Genomic DNA, 23,863 nt, shown 5'->3' with positions numbered 1-23,863 from the left:
AATGATTGCTGGAAATAATCGATTAGCCACAGCCATTGAAATTGACTTATCCAGAGAACGATTGCTCTACCTAGCACAGCATGGACTATGGACCGAGTTAGAACAGAAAGCGGTATCGTTTAAGCAGAATGGTTCCCCTATTTCAATATTCAATGACGATGTCTGGAATTTTGCACCATACAAAGTGGGAACAGAAATCGCATTGCTGAATTTTCAATTTCCAGATGGGGCGATGTACCCCCGATTTGTTCAAGAGCTGAAAGTTGTTGCGCTTGCTTACATATATCATTCACGTCACGCCTATCGTATTGGAACTATCAGATCAAAAATTGCTTGTTTGAAGCGGTTGGCTATCTCACTGTATCAGAATGAAATATTTTCATTTGATGGACTTACTATTGAGACACTAAAGAGCCTTACCAAGAAAAATCTGTATAGCCCTCGAGAAGTGGATGTTGGCCCAATTAATAGCCTCAACGATTTAGGTGATTTTTTACCTTTTGATGTTAACTTTTTCGAACGATTAACATTACAAAAATTAAGGGTAAAACAACCCTTAAAGGAGCAGCATCCTGTCATACCGCTAAGAATTTATCTAGCAGCATTAAACTCTTATACAAATGAAGTACAACTCTGGCATAAATATAAAGACCAGTTAGAGCAAGCGGTGCAAGCAGTCTTTGAGTATGAGCAAACACAAGCGAATCGCATGCTCCAGAACCTACGAAACGGGACGTGCAGTGTTGGTCAAGTTTTTAATAATGCTGATAAAAAATACTTTAGGTTCATCAATGAACTGAAGAAACATAGCGTGCCGTTAGTAGATCATGGAGAGTCGGAACAGTGGGATATATTATGGAATCAATGTGAGCCAGTAATTAGAACAGATTTCTACGAGCCACTTCCTGCCATAACGATCGGAAACCAGCAATTTTTTTCTGCTCATGAAATAAAAGAATTTTGTCGAATACTCGATAGCAAGTGCCGATATTTGGTTCTTTGTTTGAGTGGTATGCGTAGTAATGAATTGCTGCAAATCACCCCAGAATTTGGTGCACAAGTGATCACGTTGGATGGAATTGACATCCATCTTTTCCATACCAGACAACAGAAAATTACTCTTGGCTACCAAGGGCAGAATGATGTGTATGTGACGACTCGCAATGGTCATATAGCCTATGAATTGCTTAATGCAATAAACCGACCTGTCAGATGTTGGCACCGAGCAAACGGACGAAAGGAATGGCTGTTAAATTCATTTAAGAACTTTAGAACACCGAAAAGTGTTAACAGCTCTACCAGAGTTTTACATTCACTATCTAAACTATTTACCACCCAGAAAGAAGAGCAGTTGTCTGTAGTATTAAATTCAGATGACATTGAAATGCTCCGTCGTAGTGATCCAGAAAAGACATTCAATATAGGAGAACGGTGGCATCTGACCCCACATCAGCTCCGGCGGTCTCTAGCTTATTATCTGGTTGGAATGCAGCTCGCCGATTATCCTCAGTTGAAGCAGCAGTTCAGCCATTACTCGATAGCGATGACTATGTATTATGCGCGAAATGCCAGTTCGTTCAGAAAAATGTATCACGACCTAGAAAAAGAGCGACTAAGGCAGCAAGCTAAACTGTATTCTGATCTAACAACCAAAGTCATGCAGGGGGTAAAATTAGGTGGAGGTCAGGGTAAGCATATGTTCTCAGAGAATTTTGTCGACCGAGATATTTCACCTGCATACTTTGAGAAAGAGATTAAGTCTGGTAGAAAACATATTCATGCCATAGCGCCAGGAATGTACTGTATTAACCATACATGCAGTATGAGGATTGGCATTGATTTATCTGAGTGTACAGATTGTGACTGGTCGATCATTGAAAGCGTTGCCTACGCAAAAGCTGCAAGAAGCGAAAGCATCAATATCCTAGAAACTCTAAAACTTAGGAATGAGTTGTCAGCAGATATCGCAGCATTTCACACAGTTCGTATACGTGCAGCGGAGAAAATCATGGCTGATATGAATCAAAACTTTGAACCGTATCAGTCACCAGCAGAAGAATGGCTGATTTCGTCAACGGTGCAATGATATGGCTAAAGTGCGTAACCCCGAAGTAACTCAGAAAAAACTTTTAGATGCTTTACAACGCCTTGTTGATGGGCAACCAGAGCGATTGACTTCTAAGTACAAAGTTAACGTCAAATCTGTTCAAGAAGAAGCAGGATTAAGCCTAGGAGCAGCTTACCGCTACCCTGATGTCATGGATGCTATTGAAGCGGCCAAGCTTGAACAAAGCAAACGTTCGGGCAACTTGAGAAAGCGGAACGTAAATTCTGAGCTAGACAGGCTTCGAAAGGAAAAGGCAAAAGAAGTTGCTTTGAAAGAAAAATATAGGGCCGAACTAACTGAAGCCAATAGCCGATTAGATCAGCTCTACTCTGAGCAAACTATGCAGTTGATGGCCATGTTTAACTTGCTAGACATCAATGATAAAAACAAATTATTACAAGAGGTTAAGCCTAATATTGTGAGGATTAAATAAGGTGCAAACCTAGAATTTGACGTAATCACTCACGACCCGTAACGTATTGAAATAATAAATATAGTTATGTTTACTGGTTAATATATAATCTTCATAGTTTACGGTAACCTACTAAACAGAAGTAATTACAGGGAGTAGTATAATTTGTGGTCAGATACAGAATCCGATAAGGATTACCTTAATTTTGGAGAAGTCTCACAGCTCGCTGTCGACATTCTCACCGCAGACGACATGTTACCAGTTTCCATTGGTGTTTTCGGTAACTGGGGTGCTGGCAAGTCCTCCCTTCTAAAATTGATAGAGAAAAAACTCCAACAAGACCAAAAAGACTGGGTTGTTATCAAATTCGATGCTTGGCTGTATCAAGGCTATGATGATGCACGAGCAGCCCTCCTTGAGGTTATTGCTACAGCTCTTACGAAAGCAGCTGATGGAAATGCAGGCCTTGCAACAAAAACTAAAAATCTCCTCGCTCGAGTCGATGGGTTTAGAGCTATGGGTTTATTGGCCGAGGGGGCAGCCATATTTGCAGGGATTCCCACTGGAGGTCTGATTTCTAAAGGTGTTGGTGCCTTACGTAATCTTACTGACGGTATTCAAGATCAGGATGAATACGAAAATCTAGTGGGGACAGCTAAAGAAGTAAAGAGCCAGACAGGCGGCTTACTTAAACCTAAGTCGAAGAAAAGCCCTCCTCAACAGATTGATGCCTTCCGAAAGGAATATGGGGAGATCTTAGAAGAGTTAGGCAAACCACTGGTTGTGGTTATAGATAATCTCGATCGTTGCCTCCCTACCAATGCTATCAATACCCTTGAGGCCATCAGGCTGTTCCTCTTCCTAGAAAATACGGCATTCATTATTGCTGCTGATGAAGAAATGATCAGAGCCTCTGTAGCAGATTACTTTAAAGGTGCATCGGACCGACACCAGATAGACTACCTAGACAAACTGATTCAGGTTCCGATTCGAGTCCCTAAAGCTGGTGTGCGAGAGATCCGTTCTTACCTGTTCATGCTGTATGCAATCGACCTCCGCCTTCCCAAAGATAAGCTCGAAAAACTCCGAGAAGGCTTGGAAAATGCCCTGCAGCAATCTTGGAAAGACGAACCTATAACCCGTCAAGATGCACTAATGCTGACCAGTGAGTCTGAGGATAGCATATTGGCAAAGGCATTTGCCCGAGCCGACCGGATAGCGCCACTTCTGGCTAACTCACCCATTATCCACGGGAACCCCAGGATCGTAAAACGATTGCTGAATGTAGTTAAAATGCGTTCACAAATTGCACGACGCCGTACAATGCCTTTGGACGAAGCTATCATCACAAAGCTAGTAATCTTCGAGCGATGTGTAGGCATGAAAGCAACGGCCGATTTCTATCGTTTAGTTGATTCAGAAAAGGGAACTCCCGAACTTCTTAAACAGTTGGAAGCAGGTAGTGATCAGATACCCGCTGATGCCCCAAAGACTTGGACTGACAATCCAACGACTCAGTCCTTTATTCTTGAATGGGCCCAACTTGAACCACGCCTCAGTGGTGTCGATTTAAGGGCTGCAATTTACCTGTCTCGGGAAACCATGCCTATTGGTGCTTATGTAGTCGGACTATCCCCAGTAGGGAGAGAAATCTTAAGTGTTTTAGTTAATACGAAAAATACCAGCTCCCCAACTGCAGAAAAGCTTTTAAGTACTCTTCCGTTTGAAGAGCAGATACCTGTGATGGAAGGGATTATTAGTCACCTTAGACAGTTTACTGATTGGACTAAACAGCCGAAGGGATTTGCAGGAGCATGCCTGCTGGCACGGCACTCAGCCGAAGCAGCCAAAGTTTTCGTTCGATATTTACAGGAATTAAATGTGGGAGGTAAACCTCCCGCGTGGATGGCGGCTTCTCTAACAACTGAAAAATGGCATAAGGACGCTTAATGGGAACTTCACAATCCAGCTCTGGCTCTGGGGGCGATTCACCACTGGTACCACCATGGGCGGATGACCAACCACAACAACCATTGCCTCCACCACAGACGCGCAGGTTCGCGCCTTTTCGACAAACTCTAGGTAGCGCCGTGTCTAATGGTTATCGAGATGACTTTAGAAAAGCCATTGGACATTATGCTCGTACAGCCAGCGGCGGCAGTACGAGTGCATCTAGAAGAATGGGAAGTGTCGCTCAAGCTGGTGCAGGACTCTTCGGAGCTTTAACGGGAATTCCTGCAGCCCCTGGCGAAGCCAGTGTTGATCTTAAAAGTTTGGCTGGTCTACCTTGCGAACAGGCTATTTCTGCTATTTCTCAGGCCCTTATAACTGAGGACGGGGATTCTGAAAAGATCCGTGCGGCGATGAATTATGCTCTAGTCGAGGCGCTCGACGGTGTTGAGACCTTTGACCCTCAATGCATAACCGATGATGTGATAGCAGACACTATGATTAGCTATTTGGCGGAAAGCATCTTCCTACAGATGGTAATGGACTCAGGCAAAGCATGGAATAAAGCTGACACCCCTACTCAGGCGATGCATGCGGAAACAGAGTTACGCGAGCTAATAAAAGTTGTAGTCGACAAGCATATGGCTCCTAGGCTTACTGGTAATGTGAGGAGCTTAAGCCGTCAGCAAATGACTCAAATTGAACGTCAGTCCATCATTGACGCATGGAAGGAATGGGAGGCTTACCTGTGACACAATTAGTATTTCATCACAACCACCAGTTACTGCCTTCAGCATCCGAAGGGGTATTACCGGTGCAACTATATGGTTTAAGCGGCCAGATTCGTGGCGATATATCAGTCATCGGAAACCCTGTCATTGAGAAAGTTAAGCGTCTAGGAGTGCGCATTTCAAGCCAGACTATGGACTTCCTGACGATTGCGCTTGCGGTAACTGCTGCAGATACCTTTGTTCGCAGATCAGATGCAGAAGATGGCTGGACTCGCATATTCAAAATGCAATTACCCTTATATGAGCCTGCTAGATGGCTTCCATTGAAAAAGGAACTGGAGAGAGCTTTACACTTCCTAAGTGGCGACATGTGGGATTTTGAATTTCAATCTGGTGGCTATCCACCTCCAGACCCTTATCATAAGCGAGACCGATTCAAGCTAGTGAGCCTAAGAGGTATTGACTCTGTATGCCTTTTCTCTGGTGGTTTAGATTCCGCCATCGGGGTTATTGATCTATTGAAGGAAGGTCGCTCTCCACTGCTCGTAAGTCACGCTTATAAGGGAGATAAAACACACCAAGACCAGATTGCATCTGCGCTTAACGGGCAATATTCTCGGTTTGAGGTCAATGCGGATCCTCACCTGTATACAGGCGAGACGGATATTACTATGCGAACTCGTAGCCTCAATTTTCTTGCGTTTGCAGCTGTCGGCGCCAGTGCGGTAAAGACAGTTTCCCAACAAAATGAAATAGACCTTTTTGTGCCTGAGAATGGCTTTATTTCACTAAATGCTCCATTGACGCCACGACGTATCGGTACTCTGAGTACTCGAACTACACATCCACATTTTATTGAAAGTATCCAACGGATTTTTGAAGCGGCGGAAATTCCATGCCGAATAGTCAATCGCTATCAATTTAAGACTAAAGGTCAGATGGTCACTGAATGTCAAAATAAGCTCTTGCTGGCAAAAATAGTGGATAATACGGTCTCGTGTAGTCATTGGAAGCGTTGGAATCAGCAATGCGGAGTATGCGTGCCTTGCATTATTCGGCGAGCAGCGCTCTATGCCGGAGGAATTAGTGAAAATACAGAATATTCCTTTAATTTCTTAGCTGATGTTTTAAAGGAGACGGATCGAAGAGATGACCTTCTTGCCATGCGGATTGCTGTTACACAGAAAACAACTAGGAATGCAGGGGCTTGGATTGCAGATAGCGGCCCACTTCCCGTGTCAGTATTCGAAGATTTTAAAGCCGTCTTTCTGAATGGCCTTGATGAGGTAGAAACCTTCCTGAAAGCAGAACGTGTCCTGTGAGCATAGATATGCATTGCCATCTTGATCTTTATCCCGATCCATTCAAAGTGGCTCAGGAGTGTAAACATCGTGGAACCTACGTGTTATCCGTGACAACAACTCCCAGGGCCTGGGAAGGCAGTAAGAGGCTTGAAAATAATTACCATCGAATTCGCACTGCTTTAGGCCTTCATCCGCAAATCGCACATCAAAGATCACATGAGTTAGAACTTTTTGATGCATTACTTTCGGAAGCTAAGTACGTGGGAGAGATAGGACTCGATGGAAGTAGTGGTTTTAAAGAGCATTGGGACGTTCAGCTAAAGGTATTTCGCCATATACTCAGATCTGTTAATCATGCAGGCGGACGGATCATGAGCATTCACAGCCGTGCCAGTGCAGTAGAAGTATTGAATGAACTTACTGGTATTGACGGTATCCCTGTATTGCACTGGTTTACTGGGACAAAAAGCCAACTAATGAGAGCGATAGATATTGGCTGTTGGTTTTCAGTTGGGCCAGCAATGCTCAGTACTAAAAAAGGAGTTGAATTTGCTTCAATAATTCCCCGTCACCGTATTCTGACAGAGACAGATGGACCATTTGCTAAACATTTAACTAAACCACTTTTTCCTTGGGAAGTTGATTTGGCTACTAAGCAGTTAGCGGAAATTTGGCAGTGTGATGAAGTTGAGGCAAATGCTATGATCATGTCAAATTTTAATTGTTTGGTACGAACGTAAAATCTCACGAGACAAAAAGTAATGAGATAAATCTCGTGACGGTGGAGTGTTTTAGATAGCTGTTTTATGACCTATTAGGTTATATTTTGAACGATTCCAAATAGCTTTTATGACATAAAATATGACAACAATAAAGTAACGACAGAAGCCCATAGAGTAAGGGTTTTAAAGTTTAATCATAAATTAAGACGTACTTTTTGCCAAGGTTAAGTCACATACTTAAATGGCAACGATCAGAGTACGCGCCATTTCTAAAACGTTTACGTCCCTACCTAAGCCAGCGTCTCTCAGGCGCTGTTTGGACAGAAATCATTCAGAGCAAAAGTCTGGATTGTGTACTTTCCCGAAACAATCCCCATTCTAAATCAACCTAAACCGTTCACTTCCCATTCTAGCGCTGCCGAAGACGTTTGCACTTCCAAGATGAATTTGACACGACCATTGTCCAATAAACAGATAGCCAAATAAGTAATGTATTTTATAATCGATACACTCCCCCTTGCCGCGTATTAAAAAATAGATACAACAATCTTTATAATGTATGCGAAATTAGATACCATTATCACTGTAGCGTATTTAATTTGAGATACAAAATTATGAAAAAATCCGGTGTCTATGCCGTTGCACTCAAGCAAGTCAAAGCAAAAATCAGCGCTTTACTCGGTTTATCTGTGCCTAAACCGCCGAAAAATGGTTGGGTGCGCAGTATCCGTGAGGCCTTGGGGATGTCGGGCGCGCAATTAGGTGAACGTCTTAATCTCTCTCGTAATCAGGTCTCCATATTGGAGCGTAAAGAAGCTGATGAAACCATCACACTCAAACAACTTAAACAACTGGCGACCGGGCTCGATGCCGAACTGGTTTATGCGATTGTTCCGCGTCAGTCGATTGATGACATGATAGAAGCGCGCGCTATGGAGTTGGCCAAGCAGCGTTTGGCCATGAGCCACCAATCGATGTTTTTAGAAGCACAGCAGTTAACCTCAGAGCAACAACAGCAAGCGCTGGTTCAATTAGCCAATGAAATTAAAACGGGCAGCACCCGAGATTTGTGGAAAGTCAGTTTGCAGGAGAAATACCAATGAGTCTGTTTGTTGAACCAGAGGGTGCAACCCAACTAAATGCCGATGATGTTGCCGGGCTGAAATTTGATCACATCACGACTCGCGAAGAGCTTAATGAGCTTGAAAATGCCAACATACTACAAGGGTTGAGTTGGTTATCCACGACGCCTAAAACCAGCATGGATGACATTCTTTCTATGGCGTTTGTGGAAGAGTTGCATCAACGTTTGCTTGGTGATGTGTGGGAATGGGCCGGCAGCTACCGCCACCGAGAGTTGAACATTGGTGTCGATCCGCTGAATATCCGGCCAGATTTATACAACTTACTGGAAGACATCAAATGCTGGATTGAGTTTGAACACTATGACAGCCTAGAACTCTCGGCTCGGATACAGCACAGGTTAGTTAAAATTCACCCTTTTCCTAACGGCAACGGACGTCACTCGCGAGTGATGACGGACTACATACGAATGGTACTACTCAAACAAAAGCCTTTAGTTTGGTCCAATACAGATTTGGATAAACAAAGCCAAGAGCGGGGTGAGTACATTGCGAGCTTACGCCAAGCTGATGCCGGCGATTATGCGCCTTTAATTCAATATCTTCAGGCGAAAGGGAATGTGACTTAAACCAAGCGTTAAGAGCTAAATATACAATTACAGTGTGGATAGTTAAAAGAGGCTGGAACGTCAGCCTCTTTTCTTTGTACAGAGAGCAAGCTCACCAAAACAACCCCCAACACCACAACGGCAATTCTAAGTAACTTTGGGACAGAAATTACTTAGATCATTAGCTCTAATTTATTCCATTTTGATTACTATTTTTGACCGAAAAGAGCGGCTCGTTGATTTTTAATCAAATGAAAAGTGCATAGATATTCAAAAGGCAAGGTATAAACCTAGCCTTTGTTATTACTTATACCAGCCGTCAGCTAGAACCTCTGCTTGTTCTAACACAAGCTTGATGGCTTCCTCTGCGGAATCAGGTGGATATTTCCATCGACGCAGCAGTCGGCGTACTAGGTTACGCATACGAGCGCGAACGCTTTCGCGCTTTTGCCAGTCAACCGTTGCAGATTTACGAAGTTGCTGAGTAAGTTCAATCGCTAAGTTGCGTAAATCATCGTTGCCAAGCTCCCGAACTGAGGACTCGTTTTCAACCAAAGCACGGTAGAACGCCATCTCATCCACAGAAAGGTTGAGCTTATCTACCATCTCCGCATCTTCTTGCATCTCTTTTGCCCATTGAATTAGCTCTTCAATGACCTGAGCTGTTTCGATGCTACGGTTGTGGTACTTGTTTAATGTCGTCAAAATGCGGTCTGAGTATTTTTTCTCTTGCACCACATCGTTCTTCATCCGAGCTTTGACTTCATCACGCAGCAGCTTCTCAAGCAGCTCAACAGCAAGGTTCTTTTCTTTCATGTTCTTAACGTCTTCTAAGAACTCTTCAGAAAGCAAACCGATGTTAGGCTTATCTAAACCAACCATTGAGAAAATATCATCAACACCATCAGCGATCACAGCATTGTCGAGGATCTGCTTCAAAGCCGTATTGCGCTCTTCATCCGTACGCTTTTTATCAACGGTAGAGTGCTTCATAAACGCGGCTTTAATCGCAGAGTAGAAGGCAATTTCGTTCTTGTAACCACGCGTTTCATCCATGGTATTACACAATGAATACGCTTTACCTAACGCAGCCATCACATCGAGGAATCGACGTTTGCCATCGCGTACTTCTTTGCCTTTGCTATCTGTGTGTGACAAACCTGATAGATGGTTTACCGCACCGGGCAGTAAACGCAGCGCATCAGTTTCAAAGTCAGGACGATAGTTAAAAACCTTGCCATCAACTGGAGTCGCAAACATGCCACGAACGATATCAACCTTTTCCATCAGTACCGAAAAGGCTTCAGCAGTATCGACGGTTGGTTGCCCTTTACCTTGGCTATTGGTGTAGGTTTTGAGTGCGTTTTTAAGCTCATTAGCAATGCCGATATAGTCAACCACCAGACCGCCCGGTTTGTCTTTAAAAACGCGGTTTACGCGTGCGATAGCCTGCATCAGGTTGTGACCTTTCATTGGCTTATCGACATACATGGTATGGCAACACGGCGCATCAAAGCCTGTTAGCCACATATCACGAACAATCACCAATTGAAGTTCATCTTGAGTATCTTTATATCGCGCCTCAAAGAGCTTCTTGGTTTTCTTATCATGGATGTGCGGCTGCATCTTAGGTTTATCAGATGCGCTTCCTGTCATGACTATCTTGATAGCCCCTTTAGCAGGGTCATCGTTGTGCCACTCTGGCTTGATAGCAACAATCGCATTGTAGAGATCGACACAGATTTCACGACTCATCGCCACAATCATGGCTTTGCCGGGAAACGTTTCGGTACGCGTGGTAAAGTGATTCACTAAGTCCTGAGCTACTTGTTGGATACGTGGCTCAGCACCGACGAGCTTTTCAAGCGTTGCCCATTGAGATTTGATTTTCTCACGGCTCGCAGTCTCTTCATCCTCACCGATCTCATCTTCGATTTGGTCATTAAGCTGCTCGATTTCAGCTTGGTTGATATCAAGCTTGGCTAAGCGAGACTCATAGTAGATTGGCACCGTAGCACCATCATCGACCGCATCTTGAATATCATAGATAGAAACGTACTCACCAAATACGCCACGAGTGTCTTTGTCGTCCATGGCAATGGGTGTTCCCGTAAAGCCAATGAACGATGCATTTGGCAGCGCATCACGCATGTATTTGGAGTAACCATAAACAAACTTTTGTGAGATGACATTGCCATTAGCGTCTTTAACGTCCACTAACTTTGATTTGTTACCGTACTGACTGCGGTGCGCTTCATCCGATACCACAACGATGTTGGCACGCGTTGATAACACTGGGTGCTCTGTTTCTTCAGCAAGTAGGGCAAATTTTTGAATGGTGGTAAAGATGATGCCGCCAGATTGACGAGAGAGCAGCAGCTCACGCAGCTTATCACGCCCGTCCGCTTGCGATGGCACTTGTTTAAGCGTTTCATGCGCCATACCAAAGGTATTAAAAAGCTGACCATCAAGATCATTACGGTCTGTCACCACCACAATCGTTGGGTTGTTCATCGCAGGCTGTTGCAATAGTTTGCTTGCGTAGCAAACCATAGAGATACTTTTACCACTGCCTTGCGTATGCCAAACCACACCCGCTTTACCACTTCCGGGCTTGATTTTATCTAAGCCTTTTGTCGCTTGAACTTGGTATTGCCCCATGCTTTCAGCGACTAAAGGCAGTTCGCCATCGGCCTGTTTCGCTCGCACTGTGGCTTCGACTGCCGCTCGCACGGCATGGAACTGGTGGTAACCAGCAATTTTCTTGATGACAGTGTCGTTGTCAGTTTCAAACAAGACAAAGTAACGAATGTAATCAAGCAGTAAATCAGGCTTGAAGAAACCCTTAACCATGGTTTCAAGCTGATAATCCCAGAGCGGTTTATCGTCTTCACCAGAAACAGTTTTCCATGGTAAAAAACGTTCTTTGTTTGCGGTGAGAGAGCCAACACGCGCCGTCCAACCATCACTCACCACCAAAGATTCGTTGAAAACAAACAGATCAGGAATTTCATCTTTGTAGGTTTGCAGTTGGTTGTAAGCATGCCAAATGTCCGCATGTTCGTCGGCTGGGTTTTTCAGCTCGATAACCGCAATCGGCAAACCATTAATGAACACCACTACATCAGGGCGACGGTTGCCTTTTTTTCCTGTAATGGTGAACTGATTCACCACCAGAAACTCGTTGTTATCTGGATTGGTAAAATCCATTAAGCGTGCGTGGGTGTGCTTGGTTTTCGTTTCCCCGTCTTCATACACGGTGTACTCAACAGGTACACCTTCAATCAGGTATTTGTGGAAACCGCGGTTGCTTTTAATCAGTACTGGCGTGTCTGGCGTACTTACCGTATTCACCACCACATCCAAGCTCTCTTGTGGTAGTTCAGGGTTTAATACCTCTAAACGCTCAAGCAAGCGCTGCTTCAGCACGACTTGGTGGTAATCATCACGCTCTGGTGAATCGCCATCAGGGGCGATGTCGTAGCCATTTTTGTATAGATAACCTTGGTCTGTAAACCAGTCAAGGCAGAGCTGCTCTAGTTGGTCTTCTGTGATCATGACCACTCTCTTCCTTATTATTTATTCCAAGCACTATGAATCAAACGACCTGTTTGGTTGTAGATCCCAACCTGTTCGATGTAGTGATGAAAATCGCTATTCTCCGCGACAATTCTATTAGCCGACTGCCAATCTACGTTATTGCGTTCTTGGGCTGGTATAAGTATTTGGCTATCAAAAAGTGACTCGGTGTCGAGAATAAGCACGCCAATACCATGTAGGCTGGATAGCATTTGGAGTTCTGCTTCAACGTCACTGTTTAAGCCTGTTGCAACCAAGTAACCAAAGTTTGCCCAGCTAGAATTTGAAACCGCTTGGAAGAAGTATTTGCGCACGTTACCTTTCGTCAGGTGCTTTTAACTTCAAACGACCATAAACGAACCGAGCTATGATTGCCGCTACGTACACAACTGCGCACAATTTCATCCCAGCCTTGGTCGAGAGGCTCAAGAGCCACTACATCAGGGTGCAACCAATGGTTCCCGCCATTCCCATGTGAGTTTTTCGACTTTCGTTCATCAATGCGCTGGCAATACAGCCCAAGGTCTTTATTTAAAAATTCGATTAATAATGGATATAAATCATGTTCACTGAAGTTTTGAACAGCGAGAGGCGTATTCACTTCTGGAACATCGGTATCTTCACTATCTGTCGACAATTCGACCGTGTCCAGTTCAGGATTCGCATTCCAAAAATAAATACGAGGTCTCGGTTTATCCCTTGTTGCCACATTAGGACACACTTTTTTTGCGGCAACTGTGCGCTCACCACCGATTTCGGCCGCAAGTTGTGCGATTAACTTTTCAGTGGTGTCATATCTTGGATTGGTTTGCTTTTCTGCCATCTCGACTGGATAGCGTTCAATGAACACTTTGGCTAAATCCCGAGCAGTAAATTTTTGCTCAGGATGCGCCTTAAGCGTTTCTATAATCATTTCTACTCGGGTTGCCATTAGATAGCCTCAACCAATTCTTCGCTTGTTCCTAACTCGATTTCGCCGGAAAGCAATTTAGGAAGCAAGGTATCTCGTAGCTGCTCTAGCTCTTTAGACTGACGTTTCAGCGACTCCATCATCAAGTATTTAGTTGTTACTAATTCAGCATACTTCTCCGCTAATTCCACCGGAGGTAGCACAACATCTTTGATAATAAACTCAGACCAATGACGTCGATACTCTTGAAACTCTTGCTTTCCTTGGATCGCATAGTAAGTCCAAATCGTTGGTCTAACGCTACCCTTAAGAGGAATTACATTCGAGGATATATCGAACTTTGAACAAGATAAGTGTGTGATACAGGTGTGGTCACCAAAAATGAAAACAGGGTCTTCTGGAGAAGCATCAAAGCCTGCGTCATCGTTATGAAAACCTAGCAAAATACTTGCGCCTTGTTCATAAACAGGCGTTTTACCATAAGGCTCAACTTGCTTCTTGGTATAGCGTTTCTTTGGTTTTAATCGTTGTACGATGTCACCAACTTGAACCGCATCCCAACCTTCTGGAATCAAACCCAACTCAGACTCAACTAGCTTTTCAGGGAATAGCGAGGCAGTAGCCGCATCCATACCCTCTGGTTGCTTGCCATTCATTTTGGCTTTGACTGGATCAAAATCAACGAACCATGACTTGAATATGGCCTGTGCCATTTCCTCTAAGGTTTGATTGGTTTGTGTGTTTAAATCGATTTTTTTATCTAAATCAGACAACTGCTTCGCGATAGCTGCTTGAACTTGCAAAGGCGGAAGTCTTAACTCTAGGGAGCCTAACGCAGACGTATATAGGTTTTTTTGAACACTACCAACAGCAAGCGTTTCTATAACTCTTCTACTCATCAAAAGTACATAAAAAATGTACAAATTGTCACACTTATCTTTATCAACTTTGATGTTTATAACTGCGCGGTTACCACACATGTAGTCTTCGAGAATTCCAATACGACCAATAGTACCTGACTTGCTTATGGCTAAAGTTCCGGGTTCAAATAGTAATGCACTTTTTCCTGCACTTTTGAACCCTTCTTCAGACAACGTCCTAGAGGTATTGCGTATCGAGCCGTTGTTTAAGTCAACAGCACGAAGCCATTTTACAGGCCCATCAAAGTAATGTTCTTTTTTCTGAGTAGGATTTACATACCCTTCTTGAAATGATGCACACTCATCTAAAGTTACAGTAGGCCAACTACAGGTCATAACCCAACCCCGCTAGGTTCTTCTTGATCTCTGCTTCTAACGTGGCTGACTCGGCAAACTGATCGCTCAACTTGGAGGTTAGCGTTGCCATCTTCTCACCGAATGGAATGCCGTCGTCCAGCTCTTCTGTGGCACCAACGTAACGTCCCGGAGTTAGAACAAAATCGTGTTTCTTAATCTCTTCCAAAGTTGCTGATTTGCAGAAGCCTGCTTGGTCTTCATAAGCGATACCATTTACTTCCGCACCTGTTTTCCAAGCGTGGTAAAGGTCAGCGACTTTCTGGATATCATCTTGGGTGAAATCACGCAGAACGCGGTCTTTCATATAGCCAAGGTTGCGCGCATCAATAAATAACACTTCACCTTTGCGATCACGCAGCTTACGACCTGACTTATCGGTACGAGCCTTTTTGTTTTTGGCTAAGAACCAGATACAGGCAGGGATCTGGGTGTTGGTAAACAGTTGCCCCGGAAGCGCAACCATACACTCGACCAAATCGTTCTCGACCAAGGCCGCACGAATTTCACCTTCGTTGTTGGTGGTTGAACTCATCGAACCATTGGCAAGTAACAAGGCTTGAGAACCATCTGGTGCAAGGTGGTAAAGCATGTGCTGCATCCAAGCAAAGTTTGCGTTACCTGATGGTGGTGTGCCGTATACCCAACGTGGATCGTTATCATCAACACCAGTATTCCACTCTTTCATGTTGAAGGGCGGGTTCGCCATGATGAAATCAGCACGTAAATCAGGATGCTGGTCGTTGGTATAGGTACTGGCAGGCTCTTTACCGAAATCGTAATCCAAGCCACGAATTGCCATATTCATCGCAGCAAGCTGCCATGTGGTGTAGTTGTATTCCTGTCCGTAAATCGAGATTCTTTGCTTTTGCGTTAGCGGGTCGATTTCTTTTTGATTCGCTCTGCGCTCAATGAACTTCTCTGATTGCACAAAGAAGCCACCAGACCCCATTGCAGGGTCATACACTCGACCTTCAAACGGTTCAATCATTTCAACAATCAGCGAAACGATGGAGGCTGGCGTGTAGAACTGGCCGCCTTTCTTACCTTCAGCAAGCGCAAATTGGCCTAAGAAGTATTCGTAAATATGACCAAGAATATCTTTGCTGTTAAGAGACTTATGATTGAATGGAATAGTCGCGATTAGGTTAATCAACTCATTAAGTTTTGCCTGATCAATTTTTAGCGAGGCGTAGTGTTTGTTGAGAACACCTTTTAGTTTCTGGTTGTCGCGCTCAATGCCTTCCAGTGCATTATCAATCAGATGTCCAACAGACGTGATTTTTTTCGTCTTACCATCAATGACCAAATCGGCACCACCAATGACCATCGGGCCATTGTCTTGCAGGAACTTCCAACGAGATTCAGTTGGTAACCAGAATACGTTTTTCTCAGTGTAGAAATCGCGAACTTCCAGTTCGGCTGCGATCTCTTCTGCCAATTCGTCTTCAGAGAAATCAGCCGGATCAAGATAATACTCATGTTCTGGATTAGTGAGGTCAGCTTTAATCTCTTCCTGACGCATTGAGAAGGCGTCTGAGACGTATTTTACGAAGATTAGACCCAATACAGCATGTTTGTATTGCGAAGCGTCTAGCGTTGCTCTGAGCTTATCTGCGGCATTCCACAGCTTCTTTTCTAAATCTTTTAGGAATTCTTGTTCTAGTTCGTTCATTTCTGGCAACTTTTAAGACGTTTGAGTTAGAAAATCATACCGCGAAATTGGCACGTTTTCATTGGATTGTGCCTTACTTTAAATGTTTTCTATGAAAAAGAGGACATATTATGGAAGCGTGGAACAAAGGCCTACGAGTTGGGTAGAAAAAAGCACTTAAATTAGAGGATATCTGGCGGATACGAATCCGGCTGGAATTGGAAGAACGTTTAGAAGAACTGGCGCTGTTTAATCTGGCAGTAGACAGTAAGCTACGTTCTTGTGATTTGCTCAACCTTAAGGTTAGAGACGTTTATCGCAGCGGTTTGGTGTTATCCAGAACTACAGTCCGACAGCAGAAAACCCGGAGAGAAGTTCAGTTTGAAATCACACCAAAAACGCAACAACCGTTATCACAATGGATATTCATAAACGAACTTTAAGCAGCGGATTACCTGTTCCCAAGTCACCGCCGGAAAGGTCAGCACCTGTCTTATCACTATTACCTGACACTGGTAAATCATTGGGTTGGTGATATTGGCTTAGACATCAGTCAGTACGGAACCCATTCGTTACGGCGAACCAAAGCATCATTAATTTATGCCAAAACCAAGAACTTACGCGCTATTCAATTACTTCTTGGTCATGCTAAGTTAGAAAGCACGATTGAATACCTTGGTGTCGAGATCGAGGATGCACTAAGGATTTCGGAGAGTTGTGAGACCTAGGGTATCTTCCCAAGATTTAATATTAACTTCTCAGAGAGGTAGGTGTGCAGTGATACGCTCATTAAAATTAGCAAACGTTGCAACATACAATGCTTCAGGTGTTCATTTGTCTGACCTAAAAAAGATCAATTTCATCTATGGCGCTAATGGTTGCGGCAAAACCACTGCATCAACTTACTTAAGTCAACCCAATGATGACAAGTATCAGCACTGCCAAATCATATGGGAAAACGAGCGACCATTAGGCACTCTAGTTTATAACAAAGCATTCAGAGAAAAGAATTTTGGCTCTAGTGATATCGCTGGTGTTTTCACGCTTGGCCAAGCGACAAAAGAACAGATTGATTCCATCAAAGAAAAAAAAGCATCATTGCAAAATGAACAAGATCAGATTGCACGCCTTATTGTTAGTTTAAATCAGCAGACGGATGCCACTAATGATGCAGAGAATGATATAACTGAACGTTGCTGGAAAGTCTTTAAATCTTATGAATCCGAATTTCGCTCTGCGTTAACAGGCTCCATTGGTAGTAAGGCAAGATTCCGAGACAAAATGCTTTCAGAGCTAACTAACACGGGTTCTACAGCACTCTTATCACTAGAAGAATTACAAACAAAAGGCAAAACCTTACTGGGAGAGAGACCACCTGTTTACCCTTTACTCAGCTCTTCAACTAGCACAACCCTTCCAACGATAGAAGAAGATAGTATTTGGTCAAAAGTAATTATTGGTAAATCCGATGTTGCAATTTCAGAGCTAATCTCGCACCTCAGTAATAATGACTGGGTAAACCAAGGTAGAAATTACATAGGATCAGACTCTCGTTGCCCATTCTGCCAACAGAATACGATTGATGATGAGTTTAAAAAAGAACTTGAAAGATATTTTGATGACACGTTCTTAAGAGACATTGAACAGGTCAAAACATTGGAACGTTCATACCGGAGTATGACAGATAGTCTTCTTGAAGAATTTCAAAACACTCTGGATACGGAGAAGAAAAATACCGATACGAAGCTCGATACTGACCTATATCAAACTCATTTAACCTCCCTAAAGAACATCATAAAGTCTAATCACTTAGAGTTCGTTTCAAAATCTGAAAAAGCGAGCTTACAAGTAAATGTTACAAGCTCCAGAGCGGAAATAGCTAAACTTAACAGCTTAATTAAAGAAGCAAACGACACCCTGAATAAACATAACAAACTAGCCCGAGACTTCGACTCTTCTCTAGCTGTTTTTATTCAAGAGATTTGGCGATTCTTAACGAATCAAATAGAAGACGACTTAAAGAAGTACAACAAAGGAACTAAAGGACGAAATAAAGCTGTCACAAAGATATCTGAAAACCTTACCCAAAGAAGAACTAAGGAATCTGGGCTAACACGGGATATTAAAGATCTGAGTCGAAATATGACAAGTGTCCAACCTACAGTCGATGAAATAAATAGGTTGTTGGTTGGATTTGGCTTCCTTAACTTCAAAATATCCCCATCAACAACTCTTCCGAACCATTACAGTATTGAACGCCTAGATGGAGAACAAGCTCAAGATACTTTGAGTGAAGGAGAAGTAACCTTCATTACTTTCCTCTACTTCTATCAACTAACCCGTGGTTCGTTTTCCGAAGAAGAAATAGCTGAAGATCGGGTTGTAGTTATCGATGATCCAATATCAAGTCTTGATAGCAACGTACTTTATATTGTTAGTGCTCTGGTTAAAGACCTCATTCGAGAAATCAAAACAGATCAAGAGTCCAGTATAAAGCAACTTATCTTATTGACTCACAATGTGTATTTCCATAAAGAGGCTTCATTTCAAAATGGTCGTTCAAATGGCTGTAAGGACACAAATTTTTGGATCTTAAGAAAAGCTAACAATGTCACTAGTGTAAGCGCATACGAACAAAAGAATCCTATTGAATCATCATACGAATTACTCTGGCGTGAGTTAAAAGAACGAAATGCAAACTCCGGTATTACCATCCAAAACACGATGCGTAGAATAATTGAGAACTACTTCAAGATTCTCGGACGCTTTAGTGATGACGATATATTATCAAAATTTGAAAATTTGCAGGAGCAACAAATTTGCAACTCACTAATGTATTGGATTAATGATGGTTCCCACTGTCTCCCAGACGACCTTTATATTCAGCATCCAGATGACTCAACAGAGTTATATATATCTGTGTTCAAAAAAGTCTTTGATTATGCTGGCCATCTCTCACACTACAATATGATGATGGGAGAAGAAGCAGACTCAACACCTATAGAGTTACCGATGTAGCGCATAGCAAATGCCAATGGGTGACTCTTGCCTAAGTCGCTTCTGTCCCGAAGCGACTTACCAATCCAATTAAAATTTCACTCTCACCGCATAACTATTATTAACGTCACATGAGTTATATTTGGGTAAATTGCGACTGATTGAAATCGCAAATTTGTTAGACGAAACCAATAATGGGGCATCCTCGAAATAAAGCCAACCCCATCTGTGTTAAGCCCCAACATTAGGATTGCCTCCATTTTATTCGACTCTGCCATTTATTGAACAACAAAAACTATAGTATTCTTTACCTTAGTTATTAGGAGGGAAGTGATGATGGTCTTACTTATATCATCAAAAGTGGTGAGTTAAGAGAGGTTCTATATGACTGATGTACGCTTAGATAGAATGCACAAACTGGCTCAGCGTTTAGCTAAAAATGGCACGATGGATCAGCTAACCATGCGAAAAATCGATGCGCTCGCACTCAGCGCAAAGCTAGATGAAATGACAGCAGAGCGAATAAAGAATCTAAGAGAGCGTGAGCACATTAGCCAAGGTGTCCTAGCTACGATTCTGAATATGAGCAACGAGAGCGTTCAAAAGTGGGAACAGGGAAAGTCTAAGCCACAGGGTGCCGCGCTAAGATTGCTTAATATGATTGATAAGAAAGGCATTGAGTGCGTGCTTTCTTAAGAGATACAAGCCGCAGACGGAACCGATAGGTTCCGTTTTAGCAATTTCGCCGTAAACCCTCGCCCGATGAGGGCGGGGATATAAGGCGTAAGACGCGATAGCGTCTTAATCTGGAGTCGATTGACTCTCTACATAGGCTTTTAATGTTTCAATTGTTGCACCGCCAGCAGTGCAAGCAAAGTATGAACGAGACCATAGAGCGGAGCTTTTACTCTGTCTCGTAAGGTGCGTATTTTGTCGTCGCAACATGCGAGATGAAACTGCTTTCAAGTTGTTAACCATTACGCTAATTGAAAGTTTCGGAGGGTATGAGATCAGTAAATGAATGTGATCCTGTTCTCCATCCATTTCTATCAATTCACATTCAAGTTTTACACAAGCTGACTCAAAAGCCTCTCTTAATTGCTCGATCATAACTCCCGTAAACAACTTGCGTCTGTATTTCGTTGTAAACACTAGATGAACAACCAACTTGCTCACGCTGTGCCTTTTTTTAAGGTAGTCTTGAAGTAATTCTTTGTTGCGTACACTCACTTTACAAGTTCCATCTAAGCCAATATTATAATGGTATTATATAGATGAGCACTGAAATGTTAAGAGCAACGAAAGTACGCATTTATCCAACGCCAGAACAAGCTGAGTTTTTAATTGCTCAGTTTGGGGCTGTGCGCTTTGCGTATAACAAAGCTCTACATTTAAAGTCTTACATGTACCGCAAACATGGTGTCACATTGAGTCCAAAAAAAGGATATAAAGCCACTGCTTTCGGTTGCAAAGAAATCACGAAAATATCATTGGTTGAAGCAATATGATTCAATTGCTTTGCAGCAATCGGTGATTAATCTTCACCAAGCCTTTGATAACTTCTTTAATCCAAAGTTGAAAGCCAAATATCCACAATTCAAACGCAGACATGGAAAACAATCGAGTTACCATTGTGTAGGCGTAAAGGTACTCGATGGCGCAATCAAACTACCGAAAATGAAGCCAGTAGAGGCGAATATTCACCGTGAGATTGTGGGTACAGTTAAAAGCATCACCGTGAGCATGAGTAAAACAGGTAAGTTCTACGCATCAATCCTTGCGGATGATGCTGTGGACGCTCCTAGCCCAATTCATACTGTGAACAAAGTGACAGGTATTGATCTGGGTCTTTCTCATTTTGCCATTGAGTCAAACGGCAGAAAGACAGCCAACCCAAGATTTGTAAAACGTGCTGAGAAGAATCTCAGACGTAAGCAGCGTCAGCTATCCAGAAAAGCAAAAGGCAGTGCCAATCGTGCGAAAGCTCGACTGCGAGTTGCTAAATGCCATGAAAAAGTAGCTAATGCTCGTGCCGATTTTCAACACAAACTCTCTCGAACTCTCGTTGACGAAAACCAAGCAGTGATAGTTGAGACATTGAAATCGGCAAACATGATGAAAAACCGCAAACTGGCGAAACATATAGCGGATGCCTCATGGCATAGCTTTGTCGTTAAGTTGGAATACAAACTGAAAGAGCAAGGCAAGCATCTAATAAAGCTCGATCAGTGGTACGCCAGCTCTAAGACTTGCCATTGTTGCGGTCATAAAATGGATGATATGCCCTTATCGGTTCGTCAGTGGAACTGCCCATCTTGCGGCACTACAGATATTGATCGCGACTTAAACGCCGCCCTAAATATCCGAGATAAAGGCATTCTGGAATTAAAGGCGGCTGGACGGTCGTCTCTGCTTATGGAAGCTGCGTAAGTCTCGATACTATCGAGCAACGGCTAACGAAATAAGAAGCATCGTCCGATAGGGCGGTGAGAAGTCACATCTTCCATTCAAATTCCTACAAATTTGCACCAAGCTAAATCACACCTAACAACCTGAATGTAAAGGGTTAACTTTAATATTTTTAGCGTGATTCCACCGAATCAAAGATTGAATTTAGCCCTCCCCTACTTAAACTAATCGCCGCGTCCCCACTCAAAACACGTTAACGCCTTACTGAGTTGTCAGCCTAGGGAAATCATGTCCCGGAGCAGGAGATGTCCCGGACTAAAATACTCGTATCAATGTCAGTGCTTAACACACATCTCAACATCGCTTCATGTCTATCCGGGCATTGGCCAAAATCACAATTCCCATGTAATCGCCTAACAGAGTTGTCAGCCTGGGGTAAAGCGCGTCCCGGAGCTGTCGTACTTGAGCCATCAGAACAACATCAGTCCCCGTTTGAGAGATTCCCTAGAAATTTGTGTCGTTTGGAATCTGTGAGAGAAGCTGCTAGAAACTCAAAGCAGGAGCGTACAAGATGACGATGAATATCCTAGGGCCAGTAACAAAGAGCGAAGGTGACAGCACTCAATGCCTTAATCAATCCGGCAAGTGGGACTGTAGTTCTCTCTTCAATTGCTGTGATTGCGGAGTGAGCGAAGGTGGCGCAGGATGCGGTTGCCGATACTGTTTTAGCTGTAATGCTTGTGAGCATTGTCTACAAGAAGAATAAGCCTCTATTACACTGCTGGATTATTCAGAATAAGGGCGCGATTAAGCGCCTTTTATCATGCTTAATGGCAATAAAAAAACCGCACTAAGCGGGTATTAATTAGAAGGGATGCTCAAAGGCATTAGAGGTTTTCACGCGCCCAATCGAAGGCTTGGCGATGATTGTCTAACGTGACTAGGCTGTCAGCCAGCTCAGTAAAGCCTGCCGCTCGAAGTGCTTCACATTGTTCAAGGTATTTCCCCATTTCGCTTGCGCCATCAATAAACGCATCCTCTATCCTTTCGTAGTCTGAAGAAGAGCAGTTAGCAACATCTGACTCACCAGTGATTTCTTTAACAAACGCTTCTCTTGGGTCTACTGATTGAGTTTCCATCTATTTTTCCTCATTGGGTTAGTTACTGTGAATAGGCTACCAATGATTGAATTTCTGGCAAATTTCAGATCTGGTGGATTAGACTTTTGGAAAAATATAAGCGCGTTCTATCTCGAAGCAGTATAGCGGTACTTTGTTAGCCCCGTACTCAGAATTAAAATTGGCCGTAGTTTCAAAATACCTGACGCGTGATGTCCCTATCTGTGTATAAAAGTAATCGGCAGTTTGAGAGCGGTCATCGTTGTACCCGCTCAGCAAACTAAACTCACGATGAACACCACCAAAAGCCTTCACGAAGGGATAGAACAATCTTGAGCGACTGCCATCATCAAAATCAGACTGATAGCCGAGCTGTTTACCAACGGGTTTAGTCTCAGAGCAATCCAATTGGGTAAAAGATTTTTTCAGATCTATTCCACCGTCTGCGGCATAGGCACTGAGTGAACTCGCAAGAGCTACTGCACACAAAAATCTCACTTTCATTATAGGCTTCCTTTTATCCACAGATTTTGTGAATAACGCTTGGATATGCTTAATACAACATTTGCTTTCCTCTGTTTCATCAGCAATTTAACACAAAATCCCCCGATAGAACCAAATCTATCAGGGGGCTAAATTACATCTTAGGCAGCTGCTTAGGTGCCTTGATGAAACAGAATATAGGCTGCGCCATTATCAATGGCCTCTCGGACCGCCCCCCTGATTTCTTGCGGCACATCTTCGATTGATACATCACAATCTTCATCGGTAATGCAGCAGGTATTCACAACAAACTCCCAAATGCCGCAGTTATCCGCGTCATGGTTCTTGCGATGCGTATACGTCGCGTTGTCTTCAATCCATGCCCAGACAGGCGTTTGATCTGGCGTATCGTATTCAACGTATTCAGCCACATTGATGTCAGCAATATTCAGTATATCCACTACCCTTCCCTCTCAGAATTATTGAGCCATTTGACTCATGCTCATTAACTCATATCGGGAAA

General features: G+C 43.2%; 17 protein-coding genes and 3 pseudogenes. 12 read left to right on the top strand and 8 right to left on the bottom strand.

Features of this window, described 5'->3' with window-relative positions:
- The first annotated feature begins 1 nt into the window (after position 1).
- The 8 genes from SHEWANA3_RS22245 to SHEWANA3_RS22210 all read left to right on the top strand — a co-directional run bounded on the left by SHEWANA3_RS22245 (position 2) and on the right by SHEWANA3_RS22210 (position 8,937).
- Positions 2-2,086, top strand: coding sequence for a site-specific integrase (locus SHEWANA3_RS22245; RefSeq protein ID WP_011711588.1), 2,085 nt, complete (start codon positions 2-4; stop codon positions 2,084-2,086).
- Position 2,087: 1 nt separating this feature from the next.
- Positions 2,088-2,540: a hypothetical protein gene (locus SHEWANA3_RS22240; RefSeq protein ID WP_011711587.1), complete on the top strand. Its 453-nt coding sequence runs from the start codon at positions 2,088-2,090 to the stop codon at positions 2,538-2,540.
- Positions 2,541-2,684: 144 nt separating this feature from the next.
- Positions 2,685-4,469 carry a P-loop NTPase fold protein gene (locus SHEWANA3_RS22235; RefSeq protein ID WP_011711586.1) on the top strand — a complete coding sequence of 595 codons (1,785 nt, stop codon included), beginning with the start codon at positions 2,685-2,687 and terminating at the stop codon, positions 4,467-4,469.
- A 140-nt stretch (positions 4,470-4,609) separates the two neighbouring features.
- Complete coding sequence (locus tag SHEWANA3_RS22230; RefSeq protein ID WP_244096635.1) at positions 4,610-5,221, top strand: hypothetical protein; 612 nt, start codon at positions 4,610-4,612, stop codon at positions 5,219-5,221.
- On the top strand, positions 5,203-6,522 hold the full coding sequence (qatC, locus tag SHEWANA3_RS22225; RefSeq protein ID WP_244096634.1) for a Qat anti-phage system QueC-like protein QatC: 1,320 nt from the start codon (positions 5,203-5,205) through the stop codon (positions 6,520-6,522). Before SHEWANA3_RS22230 ends, qatC begins: the two co-directional genes overlap by 19 nt.
- A complete protein-coding gene (gene qatD / locus SHEWANA3_RS22220; protein WP_208170391.1) occupies positions 6,519-7,244 on the top strand; it encodes a Qat anti-phage system TatD family nuclease QatD in 726 nt (241 codons plus the stop codon). Before qatC ends, qatD begins: the two co-directional genes overlap by 4 nt.
- 596 nt (positions 7,245-7,840) lie before the next feature.
- Positions 7,841-8,329: a mobile mystery protein A gene (locus tag SHEWANA3_RS22215; protein WP_011711582.1), complete on the top strand. Its 489-nt coding sequence runs from the start codon at positions 7,841-7,843 to the stop codon at positions 8,327-8,329.
- On the top strand, positions 8,326-8,937 hold the full coding sequence (locus SHEWANA3_RS22210; RefSeq protein ID WP_011711581.1) for a mobile mystery protein B: 612 nt from the start codon (positions 8,326-8,328) through the stop codon (positions 8,935-8,937). Before SHEWANA3_RS22215 ends, SHEWANA3_RS22210 begins: the two co-directional genes overlap by 4 nt.
- 282 nt (positions 8,938-9,219) lie before the next feature.
- On the opposite strand, the gene SHEWANA3_RS22205 is transcribed toward SHEWANA3_RS22210, so the two are convergent.
- From SHEWANA3_RS22205 to SHEWANA3_RS22190, 4 genes and pseudogenes are all read right to left on the bottom strand, one after another.
- Positions 9,220-12,474 (bottom strand): type I restriction endonuclease subunit R, encoded by a 3,255-nt coding sequence (locus SHEWANA3_RS22205; protein WP_011711580.1) that lies wholly within the window; start codon positions 12,472-12,474, stop codon positions 9,220-9,222.
- 17 nt (positions 12,475-12,491) lie between these two features.
- Positions 12,492-13,426, bottom strand: a pseudogene (locus SHEWANA3_RS22200) (HrgA protein).
- Positions 13,426-14,661: a restriction endonuclease subunit S gene (locus tag SHEWANA3_RS23075; protein WP_011711577.1), complete on the bottom strand. Its 1,236-nt coding sequence runs from the start codon at positions 14,659-14,661 to the stop codon at positions 13,426-13,428. The pseudogene SHEWANA3_RS22200 and the gene SHEWANA3_RS23075 overlap by 1 nt, the downstream one beginning before the upstream one ends.
- Positions 14,651-16,354, bottom strand: coding sequence for a class I SAM-dependent DNA methyltransferase (locus SHEWANA3_RS22190; RefSeq protein WP_011711576.1), 1,704 nt, complete (start codon positions 16,352-16,354; stop codon positions 14,651-14,653). The genes SHEWANA3_RS23075 and SHEWANA3_RS22190 overlap by 11 nt, the downstream gene beginning before the upstream one ends.
- A 170-nt stretch (positions 16,355-16,524) precedes the next feature.
- Here SHEWANA3_RS22190 and SHEWANA3_RS23385 point away from each other — a divergent pair.
- From SHEWANA3_RS23385 to SHEWANA3_RS22180, 3 genes and pseudogenes are all read left to right on the top strand, one after another.
- Positions 16,525-17,061: pseudogene (locus tag SHEWANA3_RS23385) on the top strand (tyrosine-type recombinase/integrase).
- Positions 17,062-17,110: 49 nt separating this feature from the next.
- Positions 17,111-19,351 carry an AAA family ATPase gene (locus SHEWANA3_RS22185; protein ID WP_011711575.1) on the top strand — a complete coding sequence of 747 codons (2,241 nt, stop codon included), beginning with the start codon at positions 17,111-17,113 and terminating at the stop codon, positions 19,349-19,351.
- Between the two features lie 363 nt (positions 19,352-19,714).
- Positions 19,715-20,026 carry a helix-turn-helix domain-containing protein gene (locus SHEWANA3_RS22180; protein WP_011711574.1) on the top strand — a complete coding sequence of 104 codons (312 nt, stop codon included), beginning with the start codon at positions 19,715-19,717 and terminating at the stop codon, positions 20,024-20,026.
- A 105-nt stretch (positions 20,027-20,131) separates the two neighbouring features.
- Here SHEWANA3_RS22180 and tnpA read toward each other — a convergent pair whose 3' ends face one another.
- A complete protein-coding gene (gene tnpA / locus SHEWANA3_RS22175) occupies positions 20,132-20,560 on the bottom strand; it encodes an IS200/IS605 family transposase (RefSeq protein WP_011711573.1) in 429 nt (142 codons plus the stop codon).
- Between the two features lie 56 nt (positions 20,561-20,616).
- On the opposite strand from tnpA, the pseudogene SHEWANA3_RS22170 reads away from it, so the two are divergent.
- A pseudogene (locus tag SHEWANA3_RS22170) lies at positions 20,617-21,760 on the top strand (RNA-guided endonuclease TnpB family protein).
- Between the two features lie 866 nt (positions 21,761-22,626).
- Here SHEWANA3_RS22170 and SHEWANA3_RS22160 read toward each other — a convergent pair.
- The 3 genes from SHEWANA3_RS22160 to SHEWANA3_RS22150 form a co-directional block, all read right to left on the bottom strand.
- On the bottom strand, positions 22,627-22,878 hold the full coding sequence (locus SHEWANA3_RS22160; RefSeq protein ID WP_011711570.1) for a hypothetical protein: 252 nt from the start codon (positions 22,876-22,878) through the stop codon (positions 22,627-22,629).
- A gap of 78 nt (positions 22,879-22,956) precedes the next feature.
- Positions 22,957-23,361: a hypothetical protein gene (locus tag SHEWANA3_RS22155; RefSeq protein ID WP_037426890.1), complete on the bottom strand. Its 405-nt coding sequence runs from the start codon at positions 23,359-23,361 to the stop codon at positions 22,957-22,959.
- Positions 23,362-23,513: 152 nt separating this feature from the next.
- Positions 23,514-23,801 carry a hypothetical protein gene (locus SHEWANA3_RS22150; protein WP_011711568.1) on the bottom strand — a complete coding sequence of 96 codons (288 nt, stop codon included), beginning with the start codon at positions 23,799-23,801 and terminating at the stop codon, positions 23,514-23,516.
- Positions 23,802-23,863: the final 62 nt, after the last annotated feature.

Origin of the sequence: Shewanella sp. ANA-3 (genome assembly GCF_000203935.1) — a bacterium.
GTDB lineage: Bacteria > Pseudomonadota > Gammaproteobacteria > Enterobacterales > Shewanellaceae > Shewanella.
The sequence above is the reverse complement of the archived record's forward strand: the minus strand, read 5'-3'. Positions and strand labels throughout refer to the sequence as shown.

Excerpts from the sequence above, each read along its gene's own strand:
- SHEWANA3_RS22245 (WP_011711588.1), top strand. The coding sequence starts at position 2 with ATGATTGCTGGAAATAATCGATTAGCCACAGCCATTGAAATTGACTTA.
- SHEWANA3_RS22240 (WP_011711587.1), top strand. The coding sequence starts at position 2,088 with ATGGCTAAAGTGCGTAACCCCGAAGTAACTCAGAAAAAACTTTTAGAT.
- qatC (WP_244096634.1), top strand. The coding sequence starts at position 5,203 with ATGGGAGGCTTACCTGTGACACAATTAGTATTTCATCACAACCACCAG.
- SHEWANA3_RS22215 (WP_011711582.1), top strand. The coding sequence starts at position 7,841 with ATGAAAAAATCCGGTGTCTATGCCGTTGCACTCAAGCAAGTCAAAGCA.
- SHEWANA3_RS22210 (WP_011711581.1), top strand. The coding sequence starts at position 8,326 with ATGAGTCTGTTTGTTGAACCAGAGGGTGCAACCCAACTAAATGCCGAT.
- SHEWANA3_RS22205 (WP_011711580.1), bottom strand. The coding sequence starts at position 12,474 with ATGATCACAGAAGACCAACTAGAGCAGCTCTGCCTTGACTGGTTTACA.
- SHEWANA3_RS23075 (WP_011711577.1), bottom strand. The coding sequence starts at position 14,661 with ATGACCTGTAGTTGGCCTACTGTAACTTTAGATGAGTGTGCATCATTT.
- SHEWANA3_RS22190 (WP_011711576.1), bottom strand. The coding sequence starts at position 16,354 with ATGAACGAACTAGAACAAGAATTCCTAAAAGATTTAGAAAAGAAGCTG.
- SHEWANA3_RS22180 (WP_011711574.1), top strand. The coding sequence starts at position 19,715 with ATGACTGATGTACGCTTAGATAGAATGCACAAACTGGCTCAGCGTTTA.
- SHEWANA3_RS22160 (WP_011711570.1), bottom strand. The coding sequence starts at position 22,878 with ATGGAAACTCAATCAGTAGACCCAAGAGAAGCGTTTGTTAAAGAAATC.
- SHEWANA3_RS22155 (WP_037426890.1), bottom strand. The coding sequence starts at position 23,361 with ATGAAAGTGAGATTTTTGTGTGCAGTAGCTCTTGCGAGTTCACTCAGT.